Annotated in this window: 18 protein-coding genes; 2 read left to right on the plus strand and 16 right to left on the minus strand. The window is 72.1% G+C overall.

What is annotated here, in order from left to right; genetic code table 11:
* Positions 1-71 precede the first annotated feature (71 nt).
* Positions 72-809, minus strand: a complete 738-nt coding sequence (locus AB0C17_RS19510; protein WP_357382025.1) for a hypothetical protein — start codon at positions 807-809, stop codon at positions 72-74.
* Between the two features lie 162 nt (positions 810-971).
* Between AB0C17_RS19510 and AB0C17_RS19515 the strand changes: the two genes are divergently transcribed.
* Positions 972-2186, plus strand: coding sequence for an arginine deiminase (locus tag AB0C17_RS19515; RefSeq protein WP_357479695.1), 1215 nt, complete (start codon positions 972-974; stop codon positions 2184-2186).
* A gap of 10 nt (positions 2187-2196) precedes the next feature.
* On the opposite strand, the gene AB0C17_RS19520 is transcribed toward AB0C17_RS19515, so the two are convergent.
* The 12 genes from AB0C17_RS19520 to AB0C17_RS19575 form a co-directional block, all read right to left on the minus strand.
* Positions 2197-3081 carry a DUF5926 family protein gene (locus tag AB0C17_RS19520; protein ID WP_357479698.1) on the minus strand — a complete coding sequence of 295 codons (885 nt, stop codon included), beginning with the start codon at positions 3079-3081 and terminating at the stop codon, positions 2197-2199.
* 86 nt (positions 3082-3167) lie between these two features.
* Positions 3168-3584 (minus strand): ATP-binding protein, encoded by a 417-nt coding sequence (locus tag AB0C17_RS19525; RefSeq protein WP_357382299.1) that lies wholly within the window; start codon positions 3582-3584, stop codon positions 3168-3170.
* Between the two features lie 65 nt (positions 3585-3649).
* The gene (locus AB0C17_RS19530) at positions 3650-5104 is read right to left on the minus strand and encodes an ATP-binding protein (RefSeq protein WP_357479702.1); all 1455 of its coding nucleotides are present in this window, start codon (positions 5102-5104) and stop codon (positions 3650-3652) included.
* 76 nt (positions 5105-5180) lie between these two features.
* Complete coding sequence (locus AB0C17_RS19535; protein WP_357479705.1) at positions 5181-5972, minus strand: glycerophosphodiester phosphodiesterase family protein; 792 nt, start codon at positions 5970-5972, stop codon at positions 5181-5183.
* Between the two features lie 16 nt (positions 5973-5988).
* Entirely contained in the window at positions 5989-6324 is a 336-nt protein-coding gene (locus AB0C17_RS19540; protein WP_013289303.1) for a rhodanese-like domain-containing protein, read from the minus strand.
* A 28-nt stretch (positions 6325-6352) separates the two neighbouring features.
* Positions 6353-7288 carry an LCP family protein gene (locus tag AB0C17_RS19545; RefSeq protein WP_357479809.1) on the minus strand — a complete coding sequence of 312 codons (936 nt, stop codon included), beginning with the start codon at positions 7286-7288 and terminating at the stop codon, positions 6353-6355.
* Positions 7289-7467: 179 nt separating this feature from the next.
* Entirely contained in the window at positions 7468-8679 is a 1212-nt protein-coding gene (locus AB0C17_RS19550; protein WP_357479708.1) for an LCP family protein, read from the minus strand.
* Positions 8680-8882: 203 nt separating this feature from the next.
* Positions 8883-10130 carry an LCP family protein gene (locus tag AB0C17_RS19555; RefSeq protein ID WP_357382010.1) on the minus strand — a complete coding sequence of 416 codons (1248 nt, stop codon included), beginning with the start codon at positions 10128-10130 and terminating at the stop codon, positions 8883-8885.
* A gap of 74 nt (positions 10131-10204) precedes the next feature.
* On the minus strand, positions 10205-11182 hold the full coding sequence (locus tag AB0C17_RS19560) for an NAD-dependent epimerase/dehydratase family protein (protein WP_357479711.1): 978 nt from the start codon (positions 11180-11182) through the stop codon (positions 10205-10207).
* A gap of 67 nt (positions 11183-11249) precedes the next feature.
* A complete protein-coding gene (locus AB0C17_RS19565; protein ID WP_357382006.1) occupies positions 11250-12923 on the minus strand; it encodes a cation acetate symporter in 1674 nt (557 codons plus the stop codon).
* Positions 12901-13269, minus strand: a complete 369-nt coding sequence (locus AB0C17_RS19570; protein WP_357382004.1) for a DUF485 domain-containing protein — start codon at positions 13267-13269, stop codon at positions 12901-12903. The genes AB0C17_RS19565 and AB0C17_RS19570 overlap by 23 nt, the downstream gene beginning before the upstream one ends.
* Positions 13270-13510: 241 nt before the next feature.
* Positions 13511-14044, minus strand: coding sequence for a flavin reductase family protein (locus AB0C17_RS19575; RefSeq protein ID WP_357382002.1), 534 nt, complete (start codon positions 14042-14044; stop codon positions 13511-13513).
* Between the two features lie 56 nt (positions 14045-14100).
* Here AB0C17_RS19575 and AB0C17_RS19580 point away from each other — a divergent pair, with 56 nt between their 5' ends.
* On the plus strand, positions 14101-14358 hold the full coding sequence (locus tag AB0C17_RS19580; protein ID WP_357382000.1) for a hypothetical protein: 258 nt from the start codon (positions 14101-14103) through the stop codon (positions 14356-14358).
* Positions 14359-14379: 21 nt separating this feature from the next.
* Here AB0C17_RS19580 and AB0C17_RS19585 read toward each other — a convergent pair whose 3' ends face one another.
* Genes AB0C17_RS19585 through AB0C17_RS19595 form a run of 3 tightly spaced genes read right to left on the minus strand, consistent with a single transcriptional unit; the run spans position 14380 to position 17308 of the window.
* Positions 14380-14871 carry an SRPBCC family protein gene (locus AB0C17_RS19585; RefSeq protein ID WP_357381998.1) on the minus strand — a complete coding sequence of 164 codons (492 nt, stop codon included), beginning with the start codon at positions 14869-14871 and terminating at the stop codon, positions 14380-14382.
* Positions 14871-16559, minus strand: coding sequence for an ABC transporter permease (locus AB0C17_RS19590; protein ID WP_357381996.1), 1689 nt, complete (start codon positions 16557-16559; stop codon positions 14871-14873). The genes AB0C17_RS19585 and AB0C17_RS19590 overlap by 1 nt, the downstream gene beginning before the upstream one ends.
* The gene (locus AB0C17_RS19595) at positions 16544-17308 is read right to left on the minus strand and encodes an ABC transporter ATP-binding protein (RefSeq protein ID WP_357381994.1); all 765 of its coding nucleotides are present in this window, start codon (positions 17306-17308) and stop codon (positions 16544-16546) included. Before AB0C17_RS19595 ends, AB0C17_RS19590 begins: the two co-directional genes overlap by 16 nt.
* Positions 17309-17315: the final 7 nt, after the last annotated feature.

Consider the following 17315-nt stretch of genomic DNA (forward strand, 5'->3'; position numbering starts at 1 on the left):
GCCGGCGACGGCGCGGACCGACGGAACCAGTCGGGGGCGGTGCCGGGGGCCGCGTGGCGTCGCCGGAGACGTTACCGGCGGGCGGCCCGCTTGTCAGCGGCCGTTCGGCCCTCGTCATACCACCGGTAGTCGGCGGATGGACGGTACGTGCCGTTGAACCAGGTCGCCGGCGCCTGGGCGACGCGGGAGAGCTTCTCGGCGGTGGCCGGACTGATCCGGTTCCCGCCGGCCACGAGCAGGCGGTCCAGCTCGCGGTGGGTGGCCATGAGGCAGTCCTTCGGCAGGCCGTAGACGCTGATCACCCCGGAGCCGACGAACGTCAGCACCGGGGTGACCGGGATCGGCAGGCCGACCGCGTCGGAGAGGGCCTTGCTGGCGCGCTTGGCGTCCCGGCGTGCCTCCGCCACGTACGGCGGGCGCTTGCCGTTGATCTGGACCACGTCTCCGGCCACCAGCACCCGGGCCCGGCCGTGGTCGGCGATGGTGACCGCGAACAGGCCGCTCGGGCCGATGGCCAGGAACCCGGCCCGGTCGTCGCCGTCGCGGTCGAGCAGCATGTCGGCCGGATCCGTCCGGGGCCACTCGATGACGTGCCAGGCGGGACCGAGGTGGTCGAGTTGGCCCAGGGCGCGGGCCCCTGCCGCTTCCAACCGGCGGGCCCCCCGCTCCGCCCGGCGACGCCGGGCCCACTCCAATGGAGTCGGTCGGGCCGGCTCGAGCACCGAGGTGGGCTCGACCCGGGAGTGCGGCACCGTGCGGGGCGGCAGTGCCCTGCTCGGTACGGCTCGACGAGCGGGAAAGACAGTCATCGCGACCTCCGGCAAAAGGTCTCTCGAAGTTATGTCTCCACTACCCTACGTTGCGCCCCCGGGGGCTCGGCAAGTTGGACCGCCGGAGTGAGTGCGGATGAATGCCATATTCATTCACACTTCTTTTCCGGATGCTGCGCAAGCCTGCCCTAGGCTGCGGGAGTGACCCACTATGTGGACAGCGAAGTCGCCCGACTCGGGACGGTGCTGCTGCACCGCCCGGGACCGGAACTGGCCCGCCTCACCCCACGCAACAACGACAGTCTCCTGTTCGACGCTATCCCATGGGTGGGACGCGCGCAGGAGGAGCACGACGCGTTCGCGGCGGCGCTGCGGTCCCGTGGGGTCGAGGTGCTCTATCTGGTCGACCTGCTGGTCGAGACGCTCGCCGTGGCAGACGCCCGGGCCGAGCTGACCGAGCAGGTGCTGCGGTCCCGCCGGCTCGGCCACACCCTGCGGCGCCGGGTCGCCGACCATCTGACGTACCTCGACCCGGCCGGGCTGGCCGACGTGCTCACCGCCGGGCTCGCCCACGAGGAACTGCGGATCGGCGCCGACCGCCCCGGCGGTCTGGTCTGGACGCTCATGAACCGGCACGACTTCGTCATCGACCCGCTGCCGAACCTGCTGTTCACCCGCGACTCGTCGGTCTGGATCGGCGACCGGGTCGGTGTGACCAGCCTGGCCATGCCGGCCCGGCGGCGGGAGACCACGCTCACCGACGCCATCTACCGCTACCACCCGCGCTTCGCCGGCACCGAGTTCGTCTACCACCCCCGGCTGGAGCATCTGGAGGGCGGCGACGTGCTGCTGCTCGCGCCGGGAGTGCTCGCCGTCGGTGTCGGTGAGCGCACCACCCCGGCCGGTGCGGAACGGCTGGCCCGGCAGGTGTTCGCGGCCGGACTGGCACACACCATCCTGGTGGTGCCGATCGCGCAGGAACGCGCCACCATGCACCTGGACACGATCTGCACGATGGTCGACGTGGACGCCGTGCTGATGTACCCGAACGTCGCCCACGAGCTGTCCGCGTACACGGTCATCGCCGGCGCGGACGGCGACGACCTGCGGGTCGACGGGCCGGCGCCGTTCCTGCGGGCCGCCGCCGATGCGATGGACCTCGACCAGCTTCGCGTGATCGACACCGGCCTCGACCCGGTCACCGCCGAACGCGAGCAGTGGGACGACGGCAACAACACGCTCGCGCTCGCGCCCCGGCTCTGCGTCGGCTACGAGCGCAACGTGGAGACCAACGCGCAACTGGAACGCGCCGGCATCGAGGTCATCGCCATCGCCGGGTCGGAACTGGGCTCCGGGCGGGGCGGCCCGCGCTGCATGTCCTGCCCGCTGGTGCGGGAGAAGGGCGGGGCCGCCTGACCCGGAGACGTCAGCGCAGCGTCAGCTGGCGGCCGAGCAGGCCCTGGCGGGCCCGGCGGCCGGCCGCGTCGAGCGGCTCCCGCTCCGCGACCGCCTCGGCGTAGCGCTTGGCGAACTCCGCCACCGGCGCCTCCCACTCGGCGGCCGGGGTGTCCTCCGGCAGGTCCCAGACCGGCGCCAGCCGCCCGTGCGCCCGGAACATGCCAGCGAACTTCGTGTCGTCGCCGAGCGTCAGCGCGCCCGCCGCGGCGAGCCGGGACAGCGCGTCCAGCGCGGTGTCCTCGTCGTCCGGCAGGACCAGGCGCACGTGGGCCTTCTCCGGCACCTGGCACCAGTACGCGGCCCGCGCGGCGGCCAGCTTGACGGTCGGGTAGATCGCCGAGTTGGCCCGCTCCAGGGACGCCTGCACGTTCGGGTCGTCGGCAGCGCCCGGGTCGAGCCAGAAGTCGAACCCGTCGTGCATGGTGATCTCCAGCGGGCCGTCCACCAGGATGTCCTGGAGGCGGGGGCCCGGCCCGGGCAGCGGCGGCACGCTCACCTGGCCGCCCGGCTCGGTACGCAGCGCGGAGATCAGCGCGTCGGCCAGGTCGCGGGAGACGTCGCCGGACTGCTGGTGCCGCTGCAGGCCGATGAAGACCCGCCCGTCCGGCTTGGTCATCGCCGGGGCGGCCATCGGCAGCACGGTGGCCAGCGTGACCGGCCGGTCGCCGTACTCCTCGATCAGTTCCGGGGTCAGCCGCAGCGGCGCGGACGCGGCCGGGACCAGCTCGCGCAGGGCGATCCACTCCGGCTCGTCGGCCAGGCCCTCGAACGGCCGGGGCACGAAGACGTCGCGCACCTTCTCCCGCTTCGGGGTGGCCTCGACGGCCCGCTGGTTCTTCCGACGCTTGCTCATGCGCCCGCTCCGCTCCGCTCGCCCATGGCGAGACAGCCTAGATGCCGGGCCCCGGCGGTGGGGGCCGGACCCGGCTGTCGCGCCGGTCAGCCCGCGGCGACCAGGTCCGTCCGATGCGCCGGGACCGGGTCGAACCGGGCCCACACGCTCTGGCCCAGACCGTCGCGCTCCACCCCCCAGCCGCTGGCGAGCCCGGCGACGATGTGCAGCCCACGCCCGTCGGCCGCGTCCGGCGAGGCGGTACGCATGCACGGGCCGGCGCCGGCGCCGCCGTCGGTGACCCGCAGCTCGATGCTCGGCCCCTGCTCGGTCGGGCGCAGCCGCCAGGCGACCCGCACCACGCCGCCGGGCAGGGCGTCGGCGTGCCGGACCGCGTTGCCGACCAGTTCGGCGAGGACCGCGACCAGGTCGGCCATCAGGACCGGGGGTACGACGCCGGTCAGCTCGTCGGCGAGGCGGTGCCGGGCCAGGCGCGCGCCGGTGGCGTCGTGGGGCACCACCACGCACCACGACCGTTCGGCCGGACCAGTCGACACGTCGTTCCTTCCCCGCCCGTGAGCGCCCCGGGTCAGCCCCGGGGCAGCCGCACCTCTGCGACCGTACCGCCACCGGCTCTGGGCCGGAGGGATACCCATCCATTCTGCTGTTCAACGATCTGGCGGACGAGATAGAGGCCGAGCCCGGCGCCGGGATAGCGGCGGCGGTCGCCGGACTCCCCCTGCCAGAACCGTTCGAAGGCCCGCTCCACGTGTTCCGGGCGGATGCCGATGCCCCGGTCGGCCACCCGGAACGAGACGGTCCGCTCGTTCGCCTCGGCGGTGATCTCGATCGGCGTGTCCGGCAGCGAGTACTTCCCGGCGTTGGTGCCCAGTTCGGTGAGCACAGTGGCGAGGCTGTGCCGGTCGCCGAGCGCCTTCGGCAGGTCGGCGGGCAGGTCGAGCACGACCCGGTGCCGGACGTCGGCCGGCAGGTCGGTCACCGCCGCGCGCAGCGCGTCGACCAGGTCGAACGGCGCGGCCGGCTCACCGCCGGGACGGTTCTCGGTGGCGGCGGTCAGCAGCCGGTCGACCAGGCGGGCCAGCTCGTTCGCGCGCTGGCCGATGATCCGGGCGGCCTGCCTGCGGTCGCCGTCGCTCAGCGAGTCCCAGTGGTCCGTGAGCGTGTCCGCGTACCCCTTGATGACGGTGACCGGGGTACGCAGCTCGTGGCTGGTCACCGCGACGAACAGGTCCCGGTCGTGGTCGCGCCGCTGCTGGTCGGTGGTGTCGCGGAAGGTGACCACGCGCAGCGCGTTCGGGCCGGGCAGCTCGCCGGAGGTGATCCGCAGCCAGCGGCCGTCCGGCAGCCGGTGGTCGAGCACCTGGCCGGGCGGCGGCAGCGGGAACGGCAGCGGGCGGCTCAGCGCCTCGTCCGCCGGCCGGCCGGTCACCTCGACCGCGGCCGGGTTCCAGAGCCGGACCCGGCCGTCCCGGTCCACCACCGCGAGGCCGTCGGCGAGCGCCGCCACGACCGGGCCGTCCCCGTGTACGGGCAGGCCGGTCTGGTCGCCGTACATGTGGGCGACGCAGGCGGCGATGTAGCCGATGACGGCGCGTTGCGAGGGTTGCAGCGGTTCGCCCAGCGGGTAGAGCGCGTGCAGGCTGCCGACGGTGAGCCCGCCGATCTCGGCGCGCGCCACGATCATCCGGCAGAGGCCCCGGCCGGCGACCTCGTCGGCGAGCGCACCGGGGATCGCGTCGACCCGGACCTCCCGTACCGGCGGGCCGGCGAGCAGGCAGACGGTGGCCGGGTCGGTGGCGGGCAGCGGGCGGCCGAGGACGAACTCGGCGCTGCCGGTCGCGGCGACGACCCGTCCGCCGGCCGGGGTGAACTCCACGAAGACCAGGCCGGCCGCGCCGACCGCCGGCTGGACCTCGCCGAGGAGTCGGGTGAGCACGGCGAGACCGGACTCGCCGGAGTTGATCATATTGATCACTGCGGTGTGGCCGGCGATGAAGGCGGGGTAGTCGGTTCGCTCCGGCATGTCCCGAGTGTGCCGCGCCGTCCGCGTCCGGGACACCCCCGGCCGGTCGACCGTCCCCCGTACCGATCGACGGGACTCACCGGCCCAACCGGGCCAGCGCGCGGGCCGGCCGGTCCGTGATCACCCCGTCCACGCCCGCTTCCAGCACGAGTTCCAGGTCCTCCGGCTCGTTGACGGTCCAGACGTAGACCGAATTGCCGGCGGCGCGCAGCGCGGGGACCAGGCGCGGGCGGGCCCGGACGAGATCCACGCCGGGACCGGCGATCCGGGCGCCGAACGGCAGCCGGCCCAGCGGCAGCAGGCGGGGCAGGACCTCCAGCAGCAGCACCGTGGGCAGCGCCGGCGCGAGTTCCCGGACCCGGCGTACGGCGAGCGGCGAGAACGACATCACGGTCACCTGGACCGGATCGTCCGGGCGGGGCTCGGCCAGCCCGTACCGGCGCAGCATCTCGACCAGGCGCCGCTCCACGTCGCCCCGGTAGCGCGACGGGTGCTTGGTCTCGACCAGCAGCCGGACCGGCCGCCCGGCGGCCAGCACCGCGTCGAGCAGCCGTTCCAGCGTGAGCAGCCGGGTGTGCGACTCGTCCAGCCGCACGTCGTCCTCGGCGAGCGTCGCGGCGCGGTGCCAGGAGCCGAAGTCGAGCGCCTCCAGCTCGGCGAGCGTACGCGCGCTGACCAGCCCACGGCCGTTGCTGGTGCGGTCCAGTCGGCGGTCGTGGACGCAGACCAGGTGCCCGTCGCGGGTCAGCCGGACGTCGCACTCCAGCCCGTCCGCGCCCTCGTCGAGGGCGCGCAGGTAGGCGGCGAGCGTGTGCTCCGGCAGGTCGTACGAGGCGCCGCGATGGGCGAAGACCAGGGGGGCGGTCACGGACGCGTCACCGACTTCAGGCGACCCGGCCCGGCTGCCCGTCGTCGGTTACCACCGGACGGCCGGCGGCGGCCCAGTCGCCCATCCCTCCGTCGACGTTGCGCACCTGGTCCCAGCCGTTGCGCATGAGGTAACCGACCACCTGGGCGGACCGTCCGCCCGAGCGGCAGATCACCGCCACGTCGCGGTCCTGCGGGATCTCGGCGATCCGGGCGGGCAGCTCGGTCATCGGCAGGTGATGGGCGGCCGGCGCGTGGCCGGCGGCCCATTCGTCGTCCTCCCGGACGTCGAGCAGGTAGACGTCGTCGGGCACGGCCGACGCGGGGACGCTGGGTAGTGAGGCTCCGAACACGGTAACCAAGCCTAGTCGCCCGAGCCGCTCACAGCCGGTTGACCCAGCGCGGATTCGCGCCGGCCCACTGCGGCACCCGCGTGTCGCGCAGCGCGGCGAACAGCCCGGCGCCACCGTCGTCGAGCACCACGTACGAGACGCCGTCGATGGTCTGCGGGTAGGAGGGCACCTGGACCCCGCGCAGGGCGTCCGCGGGCAGGCCGCGCAGCGCGAACAGCAGCTCGCCGAGGGGTACGCCGTTGGTGTCCACGGTCAGCGCCCCGCCCGCCGCGCGCAGCACCCGGTCCAGCTTGACCGGGTCGTCGCGCAGCCGCGTCTGGCCGGCCCGGTCGACCATCGCCCGCAGCATCTGCTGCTGGTGCCGCTGCCTGTCGTAGTCGCCGCCGGGCAGGTCGTAGCGCTGCCGTACGTAGTCCAGCGTCCGCGCGCCGTCCATCTGCTGGCAGCCGGCGTCGAACTGGTGCTGGGTGTGGATCGAGCGCACCGGCGTGTCCACACACATCCGGATGCCGCCGAGCTGGTCGATCACCTGCTTGAAGCCGGAGAAGTCGACGAGCGCCGCGCCGTCGAAGCGGATCCCGGTGAGCCGGCTCAGGGTGGTGCTGAGCAGCCGCGCGCCGCCCTCACCGCCGCCGCCGTGCTCGTACGCGGCGTTCACCTTGTCCTGGCCGCCGGGGAATCCGGGCGCGGCGGGGAGCGCCACCAGCAGGTCGCGCGGCACGGAGATCAGGTACGCCTGCCGCATCCCGGCCGGTACGTGCACGATCAGGATGCTGTCGGAGCGCTGGTCCTCCGGGCTCGCGCCGGGCCGGTGGTCCGAGCCGATCAGCAGGTAGTTGAGTGCGCCGTCCAGGTCTGTCCGCTTCTTCCGGGCGGCCGGGTCGAGCAGTTGCTCCTTGGCGACGGTGCGGTCGTAGCGCGAGGTGAGCCAGTGCAGACCGGCGACGCCGAGCGTGGCCAGCAGTACCAGGGCGAGCCCGGCGCCGAGCAGGAACCGGGCCCGGCGGGCGGGTCCACCCCGCCCGCGTCGGTTCCGTGCTGGCCTGGACGTGACGATCCCCCCGTAGCCGCGACATGAGACCCGCTCACGTCAGGCTACGGGGGGATCGGCCGACCGGTATCGCTTTCGCGCAGGTCAGAGCGTCATTTACGGGTGGAGAGGACGTCCGGGTTGTTCACCACGAACTCGGCCAGCTTGTCGTCCTTGACCGCCTGGAACATGTCCATGCTGAGCTGGTTGAGCACCTCGCGGTTGTTGCCGTTGCCGTTGAAGGTGCCGCCGTTGGTCCGCAGGGTGACGAGGTCGTTGCCGGTCACACCCTTCATCGTGAAGATGAAGTCCTCGATCGACACGCCGCCGGTGTCCAGCACGAACGCCTTGCCGGCCGCCTTGATGAGCCCGTTCAGCTTGATCGGGTTGGTCAGCGTGCCGCTCTCGGAGGCCTTCTTGGCCATCGCCTTGATCAGCTGCTGCTGGTTCTGCTGGCGGTCGTAGTCGCCGTTGCGAAGGGTCTTGCGCTGCCGGGAGTAGTCCAGCGCCTGCCAGCCCTCCATCTCCTGGCAACCCTTCTTGTACGTCACCGGCTTGCGCGCCTTGCCGGTCTTCTTGGCGTCCGCGTTCCACATCGGCTTGCCGTCGACGTACGACATGTGCAGGGAGGAGACCTCCTCGGTCACGCAGATCCGCACCGTGCCGAGCTCGTCGATGACGTTCTTGAAGCCGCCGAAGTTGATGATCGCGGCGCCGTCGAAGCTGATCCCGGTCATCCCCTTGATGGTCTTGGCCATCATCTGGGCGCCGCCCTCCCAGCCGCCGCCGTTGCGCGCGCCGATCTGGAAGGCGGCGTTGATCTTGTCGGTGCCGCCCTTGAAGCCGTTGCTGGACGCCGGGATGTGCGCCTCGGTGTTACGCGGAATCGAGATCAGGTACGCCTGGTCGTGGCTGGCCGGGATGTGCAGCACGATGATCGTGTCGGCCCGGACGTCGTCGGCGGCCCAGCGGGCCCGCGCGTCCACGCCGAGCAGCAGCATGTCGATCGGGCCTTCGAGGTTGTTGCCACCCTCGGCCTCGGTCTTGCCCGCCTCGCCGAGCAGGTTGCGCTGGGCGATGTTGTTGGTGGCCTGGCCGATGACCGCCTTGCTGCCGACGATCGCCACGCCGCTCGTCACCATCAGCACGGCGCCGAGCACGAGCGTGAGCTTCGCCCAGAGCGGGTCCTTGCGCTTCGTGCGCTTCTTCTTGCCACCGCCGGGACCGCGACCGCCGGAACCGGGCTGTGTGGGGATGACCGGAGGAACCCGCCCGGATGACCCGGGTGCCGGTGAGTGGGTGCGACGGCTGGTCTGGACCGACATGCGTGCTCCAGCTCGGTGATCGGGGGCGGGACCACTTTACGTACTGGTTCTCGTTTCTGCGACCTCGTCGGGCGGCAATTCCCGTCAATCCCGGCCAACATCCTCGGGGTGTGGCCGAACGGGCAGGAGTAAGGAGCCGGTCGGCGGTTGGCCTCCGTGGTGGCGAGGATCCAGCACGCGACACAGGTCGTGCCGTGCCGGCGTCAGCCGCCCGCGCTGTCGCCCGAACCCTTCTGGTTGGCCTGCATCCACTCGGCCATCCGGTCCGCGGCGATCGCCTTGTACATCGCCAGCGCCTTCTCCCGATCGGACACCACCACCGACTGGCCGTCGATGGTCTGGCCGCCCAGGTGCGGGCTGGTGACGAACGTCAGGTTCTCGCCCCGCAGGCTGCGGAACTGCACTGCCATGTCGGTCAACGAGAATCCCTGGTCGACCGTGACGGCGGCGGTCACCGCCTTGAGGAAGTCGTTCAGCTTCTTCGGGTTGGTGAGCGTCCCGGTGCTCGCCGCCTTGTCCATCAGCGCCTTCAGGAACTCCTGCTGGTGCCGCATCCGGGCGAAGTCGCCGTCCGGGAACTGCTTGCGCTGCCGGACCCAGTCCAGCGCCTCGGCGCCGTTCATGTGGTTCACGCCCTTGGTGAACGTCCGGTACGGCTTGTGGATCGAGGTGATGGTCCGCTCCACCTTGAGGTCGACCCCGCCCAGCGCGTCGGTGACCTCCTTGAAGCCGCCGAAGTCGATGGCCATGACGTGGTCGATGCGTACGTCGGTGAAGCACTCCACGGTCTTCACCGCCAGCGGCAGGCCGCCGAACGCGAACGCCGCGTTGATCTTGTTGCGTGAGCCGGAGTCGCAGGACGCGCCGGCGCTCTCCGGGATCGGCACGTACAGGTCGCGCGGCACCGAGACCAGGTAGGCGCTCTTGTGGTCGGCCGGGATGTGCATGACGATCACGGTGTCCGCGCGCCACTTGCCCGAGCCGTCGACAGGGGCGTCCGGGTCCCGCGAGTCGCTGCCCACGAGCAGGATGTTGAACGCGCCCTCGACCTGCTTGGCCGGCCGTCCCCCGGTGATCCCGGCGAACGGGTCGGTACGCGCCAGGTCGTCGTCCAGGTTGCGGGCGTAGAACCAGGCGCCGAGGCCGCCGAGCAGCGCCAGCACCAGCACCGCCACGCCGGCCACCAGGCCGATGCGCCCCCAGCGCGGCCGGGGACCACGGCGGCCGGACCCACCCGGACCGCCGCCGCCCGGACCACCGGGACCGGCCGGGCCCGCCGGGCCGCCGGGACCGCCGGAGCGGGGCGCCTCGTCGTGCGCGGGGTACCACCTGGTTTCCGAGGGCCGGGCACGCCCGGTGGCAGCCCGGCCGGAGCCGGGAACCGGGGCGCGGCCCGCGCCCCGGTTGAGGTGTCGGGGGAGCGGGGCGCCGGCAGACGAGGTCGCTGACATGTAACCGAGGGTAGGTCGGCCGGGCCACCGACGCCCTCGTACGCGCGCCGATGTCAGCCGGGTCCTCGGCGGGTTCAGTACCCGAGACGCTCGCGGAAGTACTCGATGGTGCGTCGGAGGCCGTCTTCGGGCGTGACGCTCGGCTCGTATCCGAGCAGTTCGCGGGCGAGGGTCAGGTCCGGGCGGCGCATCTCCGGGTCATCGGAAGCGCGAGTGATGTAGCTCACCTCGGATGTGCTTCCGGTGAGTGACACGATCGTCTCGGCCAGTTGCCGCATCGACATCTCGTGCTCGGTGCCGCAGTTGATCGGCCCGGTCTCGGTCGAGTCCAGCAGCAGTAGGATGCCGCGCACCAGATCGTCGACGTAGCAGATCGACCGGGTCTGGTTGCCGGTGCCGTGCACCGTGATCGGCTCCCCGCGCAGCGCCTGGGAGATGAACGTCGGGATGGCCCGGCCGTCGTCCGGTCGCATCCGGGGGCCGTACGTGTTGAAGATCCGCACGATCGCCGTGTCGGTGCCCCGGCTGCGGTGGTAGGCCATGGTGGCCGCCTCGGAGAACCGCTTCGCCTCGTCGTAGACGCTCCGGATGCCGATTGGGTTGACGTTGCCCCAGTACGTCTCGCGCTGCGGGTGCTCCTTCGGGTCGCCGTACGCCTCGGAGGTGGAGGCCATCAGGAACCGCGCGCCGTCGTCGGTGGCCCGCTCCAGCAGCGCCAGCGTGGCTACCGAGCCGACCCGGAGGATCTCCACCGGCAGCTTCTCGAAGTCGGTGGGGCTGGCCGGGGACGCCATGTGCAGGATGGCGTCGAACCGCTCGGCCATCGCCGGGTGCTGCGGCAGGCCGTCGGAGATGTCCGCCTCGACGAGGGTGAAGGTCGGCTTGTCCAGCAGGTGGGCCACGTTGTCCTTGGACCCGGTGACGAAGTTGTCCAGCACCACGACGGTGCAGCCGCGCTCGACGAGCCGGTCGACCAGGTGTGACGGGACGAAACCGGCGCCGCCGGTGACGAGGATGCGGTGTCCGGTACCGAAGCGGGGAGCGACCTTCATGGCGGTCAGCCTATACACGCGAGGCGGGGCCCCCGCGTAAGGCAGGGACCCCGCTCGACGGTGGTGATCAGTGCGCGCCGGCTCCGGTGAGCGAGCGCACCTCCAGCTCCGCGTACTTCTCCTCGTCGCTCTCCTTCGACAGGATCGTGCCGAGCCAGCCGCACAGGAAGCCGAACGGGATCGAGATGATGCCCGGGTTCGACAGCGGGAACCAGTGCCAGTCGTGGTCGGGGAACATCGCCGTCGGCACGCCGGAGACGACCGGCGAGAAGAAGACCAGCACCACGGCGGCGAGCAGGCCGCCGTAGATCGCCCAGACCGCGCCCGAGGTGTTGAACCGCTTCCAGAACAGGCTGTAGAGGATCGCCGGCAGGTTGCCCGACGCGGCGACCGCGAACGCCAGCGCGACCAGGAACGCCACGTTCAGGTTCTGCGCGTAGATCGACAGCACGATCGAGACCGCGCCGATCACCAGCGCGGAGACCCGGGCGACAGTCACCTCCTGCCGTTCCGACGCCTGCCCGTTCTTCATCACGTTGGCGTAGAAGTCGTGCGCCAGGCTGGACGACGACGCCAGGGTCAGCCCGGCGACCACCGCGAGGATCGTGGCGAACGCGACAGCCGCGATGATCGCCAGCAGTGTCGCGCCGCCCAGGTCCCCGCCGAGGAACTGCTCGCCCAGCTTCTCGGCGAGCTGTGGCGCCGCGGTGTTGCCCGCCTTGTCCTGCGCGGTGATCTCCGACCCGCCGACGATCGCCGCCGCGCCGAAGCCGAGCGCCAGGGTGAGCAGGTAGAAGGTGCCGATGATGCCGATCGCCCAGAGCACGCTCTTGCGGGCCGCCCGCGCGGTCGGCACGGTGTAGAAGCGGATCAGGATGTGCGGCAGGCCGGCCGTGCCGAGGACCAGCGCGATGCCCAGCGAGAGCAGGTCCATCTTGCTGTAGAACGTCTTCAGCGCGTCGCCGGGTGTCTCCACGCCGTAGCGCAGCCCGGGTTCGAGGAACGCCGCTCCCTTGCCCGAGGCGCTGGCCGCGTCGCCGAGCAGCGAGGACAGGTTGAACTTGTACTTGGCGAGCACCAGCAGCGTCATCGCCAGCGCGCCGCCCATCAGCAGGAACGCCTTGACGATCTGTACGTACGTGGTGCCCTTCATGCCGCCGACCGTCACGTAGATGATCATCAGGGCACCGACCATGATGATGGTGGCGACCTTGGCGGTGTCGGCGTCCATGCCGAGGAACGTGGTGTCCGGCTTGATGCCGAGCAGCAGGGCGACGAGCGCGCCCGCGCCGACCATCTGGGCCAGCAGGTAGAAGATCGACACGGTGATGGTGGAGACCGCCGCCGCCGTCCGCACCGGCCGCTGCCGCATCCGGAACGCGAGTACGTCAGCCATCGTGTACCGGCCGGAGTTGCGCAGCAGTTCGGCCACGAGCAGCAGCGCCACCAGCCAGGCGACCAGGAAGCCGATCGAGTAGAGGAAGCCGTCGTAGCCGTAGAGCGCGATGATGCCGGCGATGCCGAGGAACGACGCGGCCGACATGTAGTCGCCGCCGATCGCCATGCCGTTCTGGAAGCCGGAGAAGGACCGGCCGCCGGCGTAGAAGTCGGTGGCGGTCTTGGTCTGCCGGCTGGCCCAGACGGTGATCGCCAGCGTGATGGCCACGAAGACCAGGAACAGCGTGATGGTGAGGTTCCGGGCGGTGGTGCTGCCCGCCTCAGCCGCGAGGACCGTGTTCATGGGTCACCTCCCCCATCTCGTCGCGGATCCGGTCGGCGACCGGATCGATCCGGCGGTTGGCGAACCGCGAGTAGAACCAGGCGATGAGGAACGTGGAGACGAACTGGAGCAGGCCGAAGACCAGGGCGACGTTGATGTTGCCGATCAGCTTCGTGCCCATGAATCCCCGCGCGTACGCGGAGAGGATGACGTAGAGCGCGTACCACAGGAAGAACGCGACGGTCATCGGGAAGACGAAGCCGCGCAGCGTGCGCCGCAACCCGGCGAACTCGTCCGACCGCTGGACGGCGAGGTACCGTTCCGCCGCCGACTCGGCGGGTGCGGACGCGGGTGTGTCCGTGGACATCTGTGGATCACCACCTTCGCAAGGCGTGGGGAGTTTCGCGCACCGTAGAGAGCGCGCTCCCGGCCCCGGAAGGCTCCGCCGCCCGGCGGTGAACGGTTGCGCCGAACGGCACCCCCACTGCGCCCAGTGACCCACATCACTCCGCTAACCGGTCACCCCCACCCGGCCGATCATGAGGTTGACGGCGACAAATCGGACGCCGAGCGCCGTCAACTTCATGATCGACGGAGCCGGGGGGGGGTCAGCCGGGGAGGTCGTGGTAGCGGCCTCGGTAGTGGAGCAACGGAGGGGTGTCCCGGGGCAGATCCACCGATTCGATGGTCGCCTCGATCAGCAGGCTCCAGCCGTACTCCCGGGCGGTGTCGAGGCGGCAGCCCGCCCACCCACCGGCGTCGGCCGGCACCGGGCCGTACGGCGTCTCGGTCCAGGCGTCCAGCGCGAACAGGCCGCCGGGGGACGGGAACAGCCCGGCGAAGCGGTCGGCGAGCTGCCGGTGCCGCGGGCCCAGCGCGGCCACCGCGAACCGCCCGGCGTCCTCGACCGCCGCCCACAGGTCCGACTCCGGATCGATCAGCCCGAGCAGCCGGTCCGGCTCGCCCTCGGCGACGAGCGTGGACGAGACGGTCAGCCCGGCCGGGCCGGGCGCGGTCCAGAGCGTCACCGGGGCGGCCAGCCGCCCGCGCAGCCGGCGTACCGGTGAACGTTGCGCGGCCGGCGCCGCGAACGGGTCGGTGGAATGGATCTGCGCGCCCGGCTCTGGATTCACGTGAAACATTGTGCCGCCCGGTCCGGCCCGGGCGCGGCTCGACGCCGGCGCCTACCCTGCCGGGCATGTCGCTGATCCCCCCGCACCAGATCGCCCAGGAACGGACGGTCGACGCCGACGCCGTCCTCGGCGGCCAGGTCGATCTCCGGGCCTATCCGCACCGGCACCTGATGATCGTCACCCGGCACAGGTGGGGCAGAAGCGGCTTACCGCTGCTCCTGGCGGCGGTCGAGCACCTGTCGAACTACGGCTGGGATCTGGTGAACGTGCTCGCCCTCTCCGAGGGTCCCGCCGTCTACGCGGTGATGCGCCGCACCGCCTGACGGCGGCCGGGGGCGCGCGGATCAGTCGTCGGCGAGCAGCCGGCGGGCGGCGGCCAGCACCTCCGGGTCGGCGCAGCCGGCCGCGTACCCGGCGATCCGGCGGCGGATGTCGCGCCCGAGCAACCACTGCCCGATCCGCTCGGCGACCGGGCGCAGGAACGCGGGGCGGCAGCGGAAGTTGTACCGCCACGTCGCGAGCGTGGTGCCGGGATCCGGGCCGGGCGCGAACCGCCAGCCGCCGCCGAACCGCTCGAAGAACCACGGTCCGCGCACCATCTTCATGCCGACGTTCGTCGGCGGTGACCAGGAGACGTACTCGCTGACCATGACCAGGCCGTGCCGGGAGCGGGTGTACGTGCGCACGCCCCGCCCGGGCCGCGTCGCGCCGTCGACGAAGTGCTGCTCGCGGACGAACGGATCCCAGCGGTACCGCACCGGGGCGGTGGTCTGGGAGACGGCGAACGCCAGCTCCGGGGGAACCGGGACCGTGGTGACCGCTTCGACGACGGGCATCAGCGCCTCGGGGTGACAGCGGCCAGCAGCTCCGGCTGCCGGTGATCGAGTGTGTCCCCCGCCAGGTACGCCCCCAGCAGTGCCGCGCCCCCGCCGTACGCCAGGCCGACCGGCAGCGCCAGCCAGAGCCACACGTCGCCGAGCAGCGCGGCGGCCACCACGAACGGCACCGCCGCCACCGCCGAGACGACCATGGAGACCAGGGTGAGCAGGCCCTTGGTGAAACCCGCACCGCTGTTCATGGCGAACGGGTTGCTCGACTCGGGCAGCGAGTAGGCGCCGAACACCGAGACGTACGCGTTGATCGCGAGCCCGCAGCCGTACGAGGCGATCAACGCGCCACCCATGACGCCGAGCCATCCGGGCCGGCCGAGGATGACGGCCAGCGCGATCGCGATCGCGACGAGCATCGGCAGCACGTAGATCGAGAACGCGGCCATCCGTGCCCGCAGCTCCACCCGGCCGGGCACCCCGGCGACCAGGTTCGCGGCGTACGCGCTGCCGTCGAAGCCGAACTGGTTGGCCAGCGTCAACGACGCGAGCGCCCCGACGAAGATCATGGAAAGGCTGACCAGCGCCGGGGAGGAATCACCGCCACCGAACTCCGCCCCGCCCTCGGTGGTGAACGACACGCCGCCGAGGTTGACCATCAGCGGCACGAACACACCGACCACGGCCACGGTGATCAGGTTGGCCCGCCGCCGGGCGTCCCGCCACCAGTAGCGGCACTCGCGGGCGACGAGCGCGCCGAACCGGTCCCGCCGGGCCCAGCCCACCGCGCGGGGGAAGAGTTGCGTGACCGCGCCGCCGGTCACGCCGCGCGGCGTCCGCGCGGGGCCGCTGCTCGCCGCGCCCACCATCGCCGTCTCCAGCGACCGGGACCACCAGAACAGGAGTACGCCGAGCGTCGCGAGCGCGATCAGCAGCTTCACCACCGCCGCGCCGGCCCGGCCCTGGGCCACCTCCAGACCGACGGTCCACGGTGCGCCGAACGGCGTCCAGCCGACCACCCGGGCCACACCGTCCAGCCGGCCCCAGTCGGTCTGCCGTACCGCCGCGAGCACCAGCAACTGCAGCGGCCCGAGCAGTGCGGCCAGCACGGCCAGCAGCACGGCGGCCAGGTCGCGTACCCGGCGGGAGCGCAGCATGGTGGCGAACGCGCTCGTCAGCGCGCGGGCGCCGGCCAGGCAGACGAGCAGCCCGACGACCACGCCGAGCGCGCCGGCCAGGGCGGCCGCCCAGCCGCCGAGCGCACCGGCGGTGACCACCAGCCCGGCTGCCGTGATCGCCGTCGCCAGGGCCGGCACGCTGACCAGGGCGGCGGCGAGCAGGCCGGTGACCAGGGTGCGGCGCGGCAGCGGCAGCAGCGCGAACCGGGCCGGGTCGAGCGTCTCGTCAACGCCGAAGAAGACGAGCGGCAGGAGCAGCCAGCCGAGCGTCAGCAGGCCACCACCGAGGGCGGAGACCATCAGCGCGTACCGGGACTCGTCGGCCAGCCCTGGCGCGGCGAGCAGGAAGAACCCGACGGCGGCGAACCAGAGCCCGAACAGCAGGCCGAGGACGAACAGTGCGATCCGCCAGGTCTGACCCCGGAAGTTGTTGCCGAGCACCCGCAGCTTGAGCCGGACGAAGTGCCAGGGTGACACGCGCCGGGCCGGCCGCTCGGGGACGGTCACCGGGACAGCCACGACAGCTCCTCGCCGGTCGCGGTCCGGCCGCCGACCACCTCCACGAAGACGTCTTCCAGCGACCGGTCGCCGCGCACCTCGGCCAGCGTGCCCACCTGCTTGATCCGGCCCTCGGCCAGGATCGCGACGTGGGAGCAGAGCCGCTCGACCACCTCCATCACGTGGCTGGAGAAGATCACCGTGCCGCCACCGCTGACGTACCGGTGCAGGATGTCGCGGATCAGCGCCGCCGAGACCGGGTCGACCGCCTCGAACGGCTCGTCCAGCACGAGCAGGCGCGGACCGTGCAGCAGCGCGCAGGCCAGCCCGATCTTCTTCTTCATGCCCGCCGAGTAGTCGACCACGAGCGTGCGGCCGGCGTCGGAGAGCGCCAGCACGTCGAGCAGCTCCGCCGCCCGCTGGTCGACCACCGCCGGGTCCATGCCACGCAGCAGACCGTGGTACGCCAGCAGCTCCGCCCCGCTGAGTCGGTCGAAGAGGCGTACGCCGTCCGGCATCACACCGAGCAGGCTCTTGGCGCGCACCGGGTCGGCCCAGACGTCGTACCCGAGCACCCGCGCCTCACCCGCGTCGGGCCGCAGCAGGCCGACGGCCATGGAGAGGGTGGTGGTCTTGCCCGCGCCGTTCGGGCCGAGCAGGCCGTAGAACGAGCCGGTCGGCACGGCGAGGTCGACGCCCGCCACCGCGACCTTGGTGTCGAAGCGCTTGGCCAGACCGCGAAGGGAGAGCGCCGCGTGCTGATCGGTCATGGTCCGA

The organism is Micromonospora sp. NPDC048887 (genome assembly GCF_040649715.1).
GTDB lineage: Bacteria > Actinomycetota > Actinomycetes > Mycobacteriales > Micromonosporaceae > Micromonospora.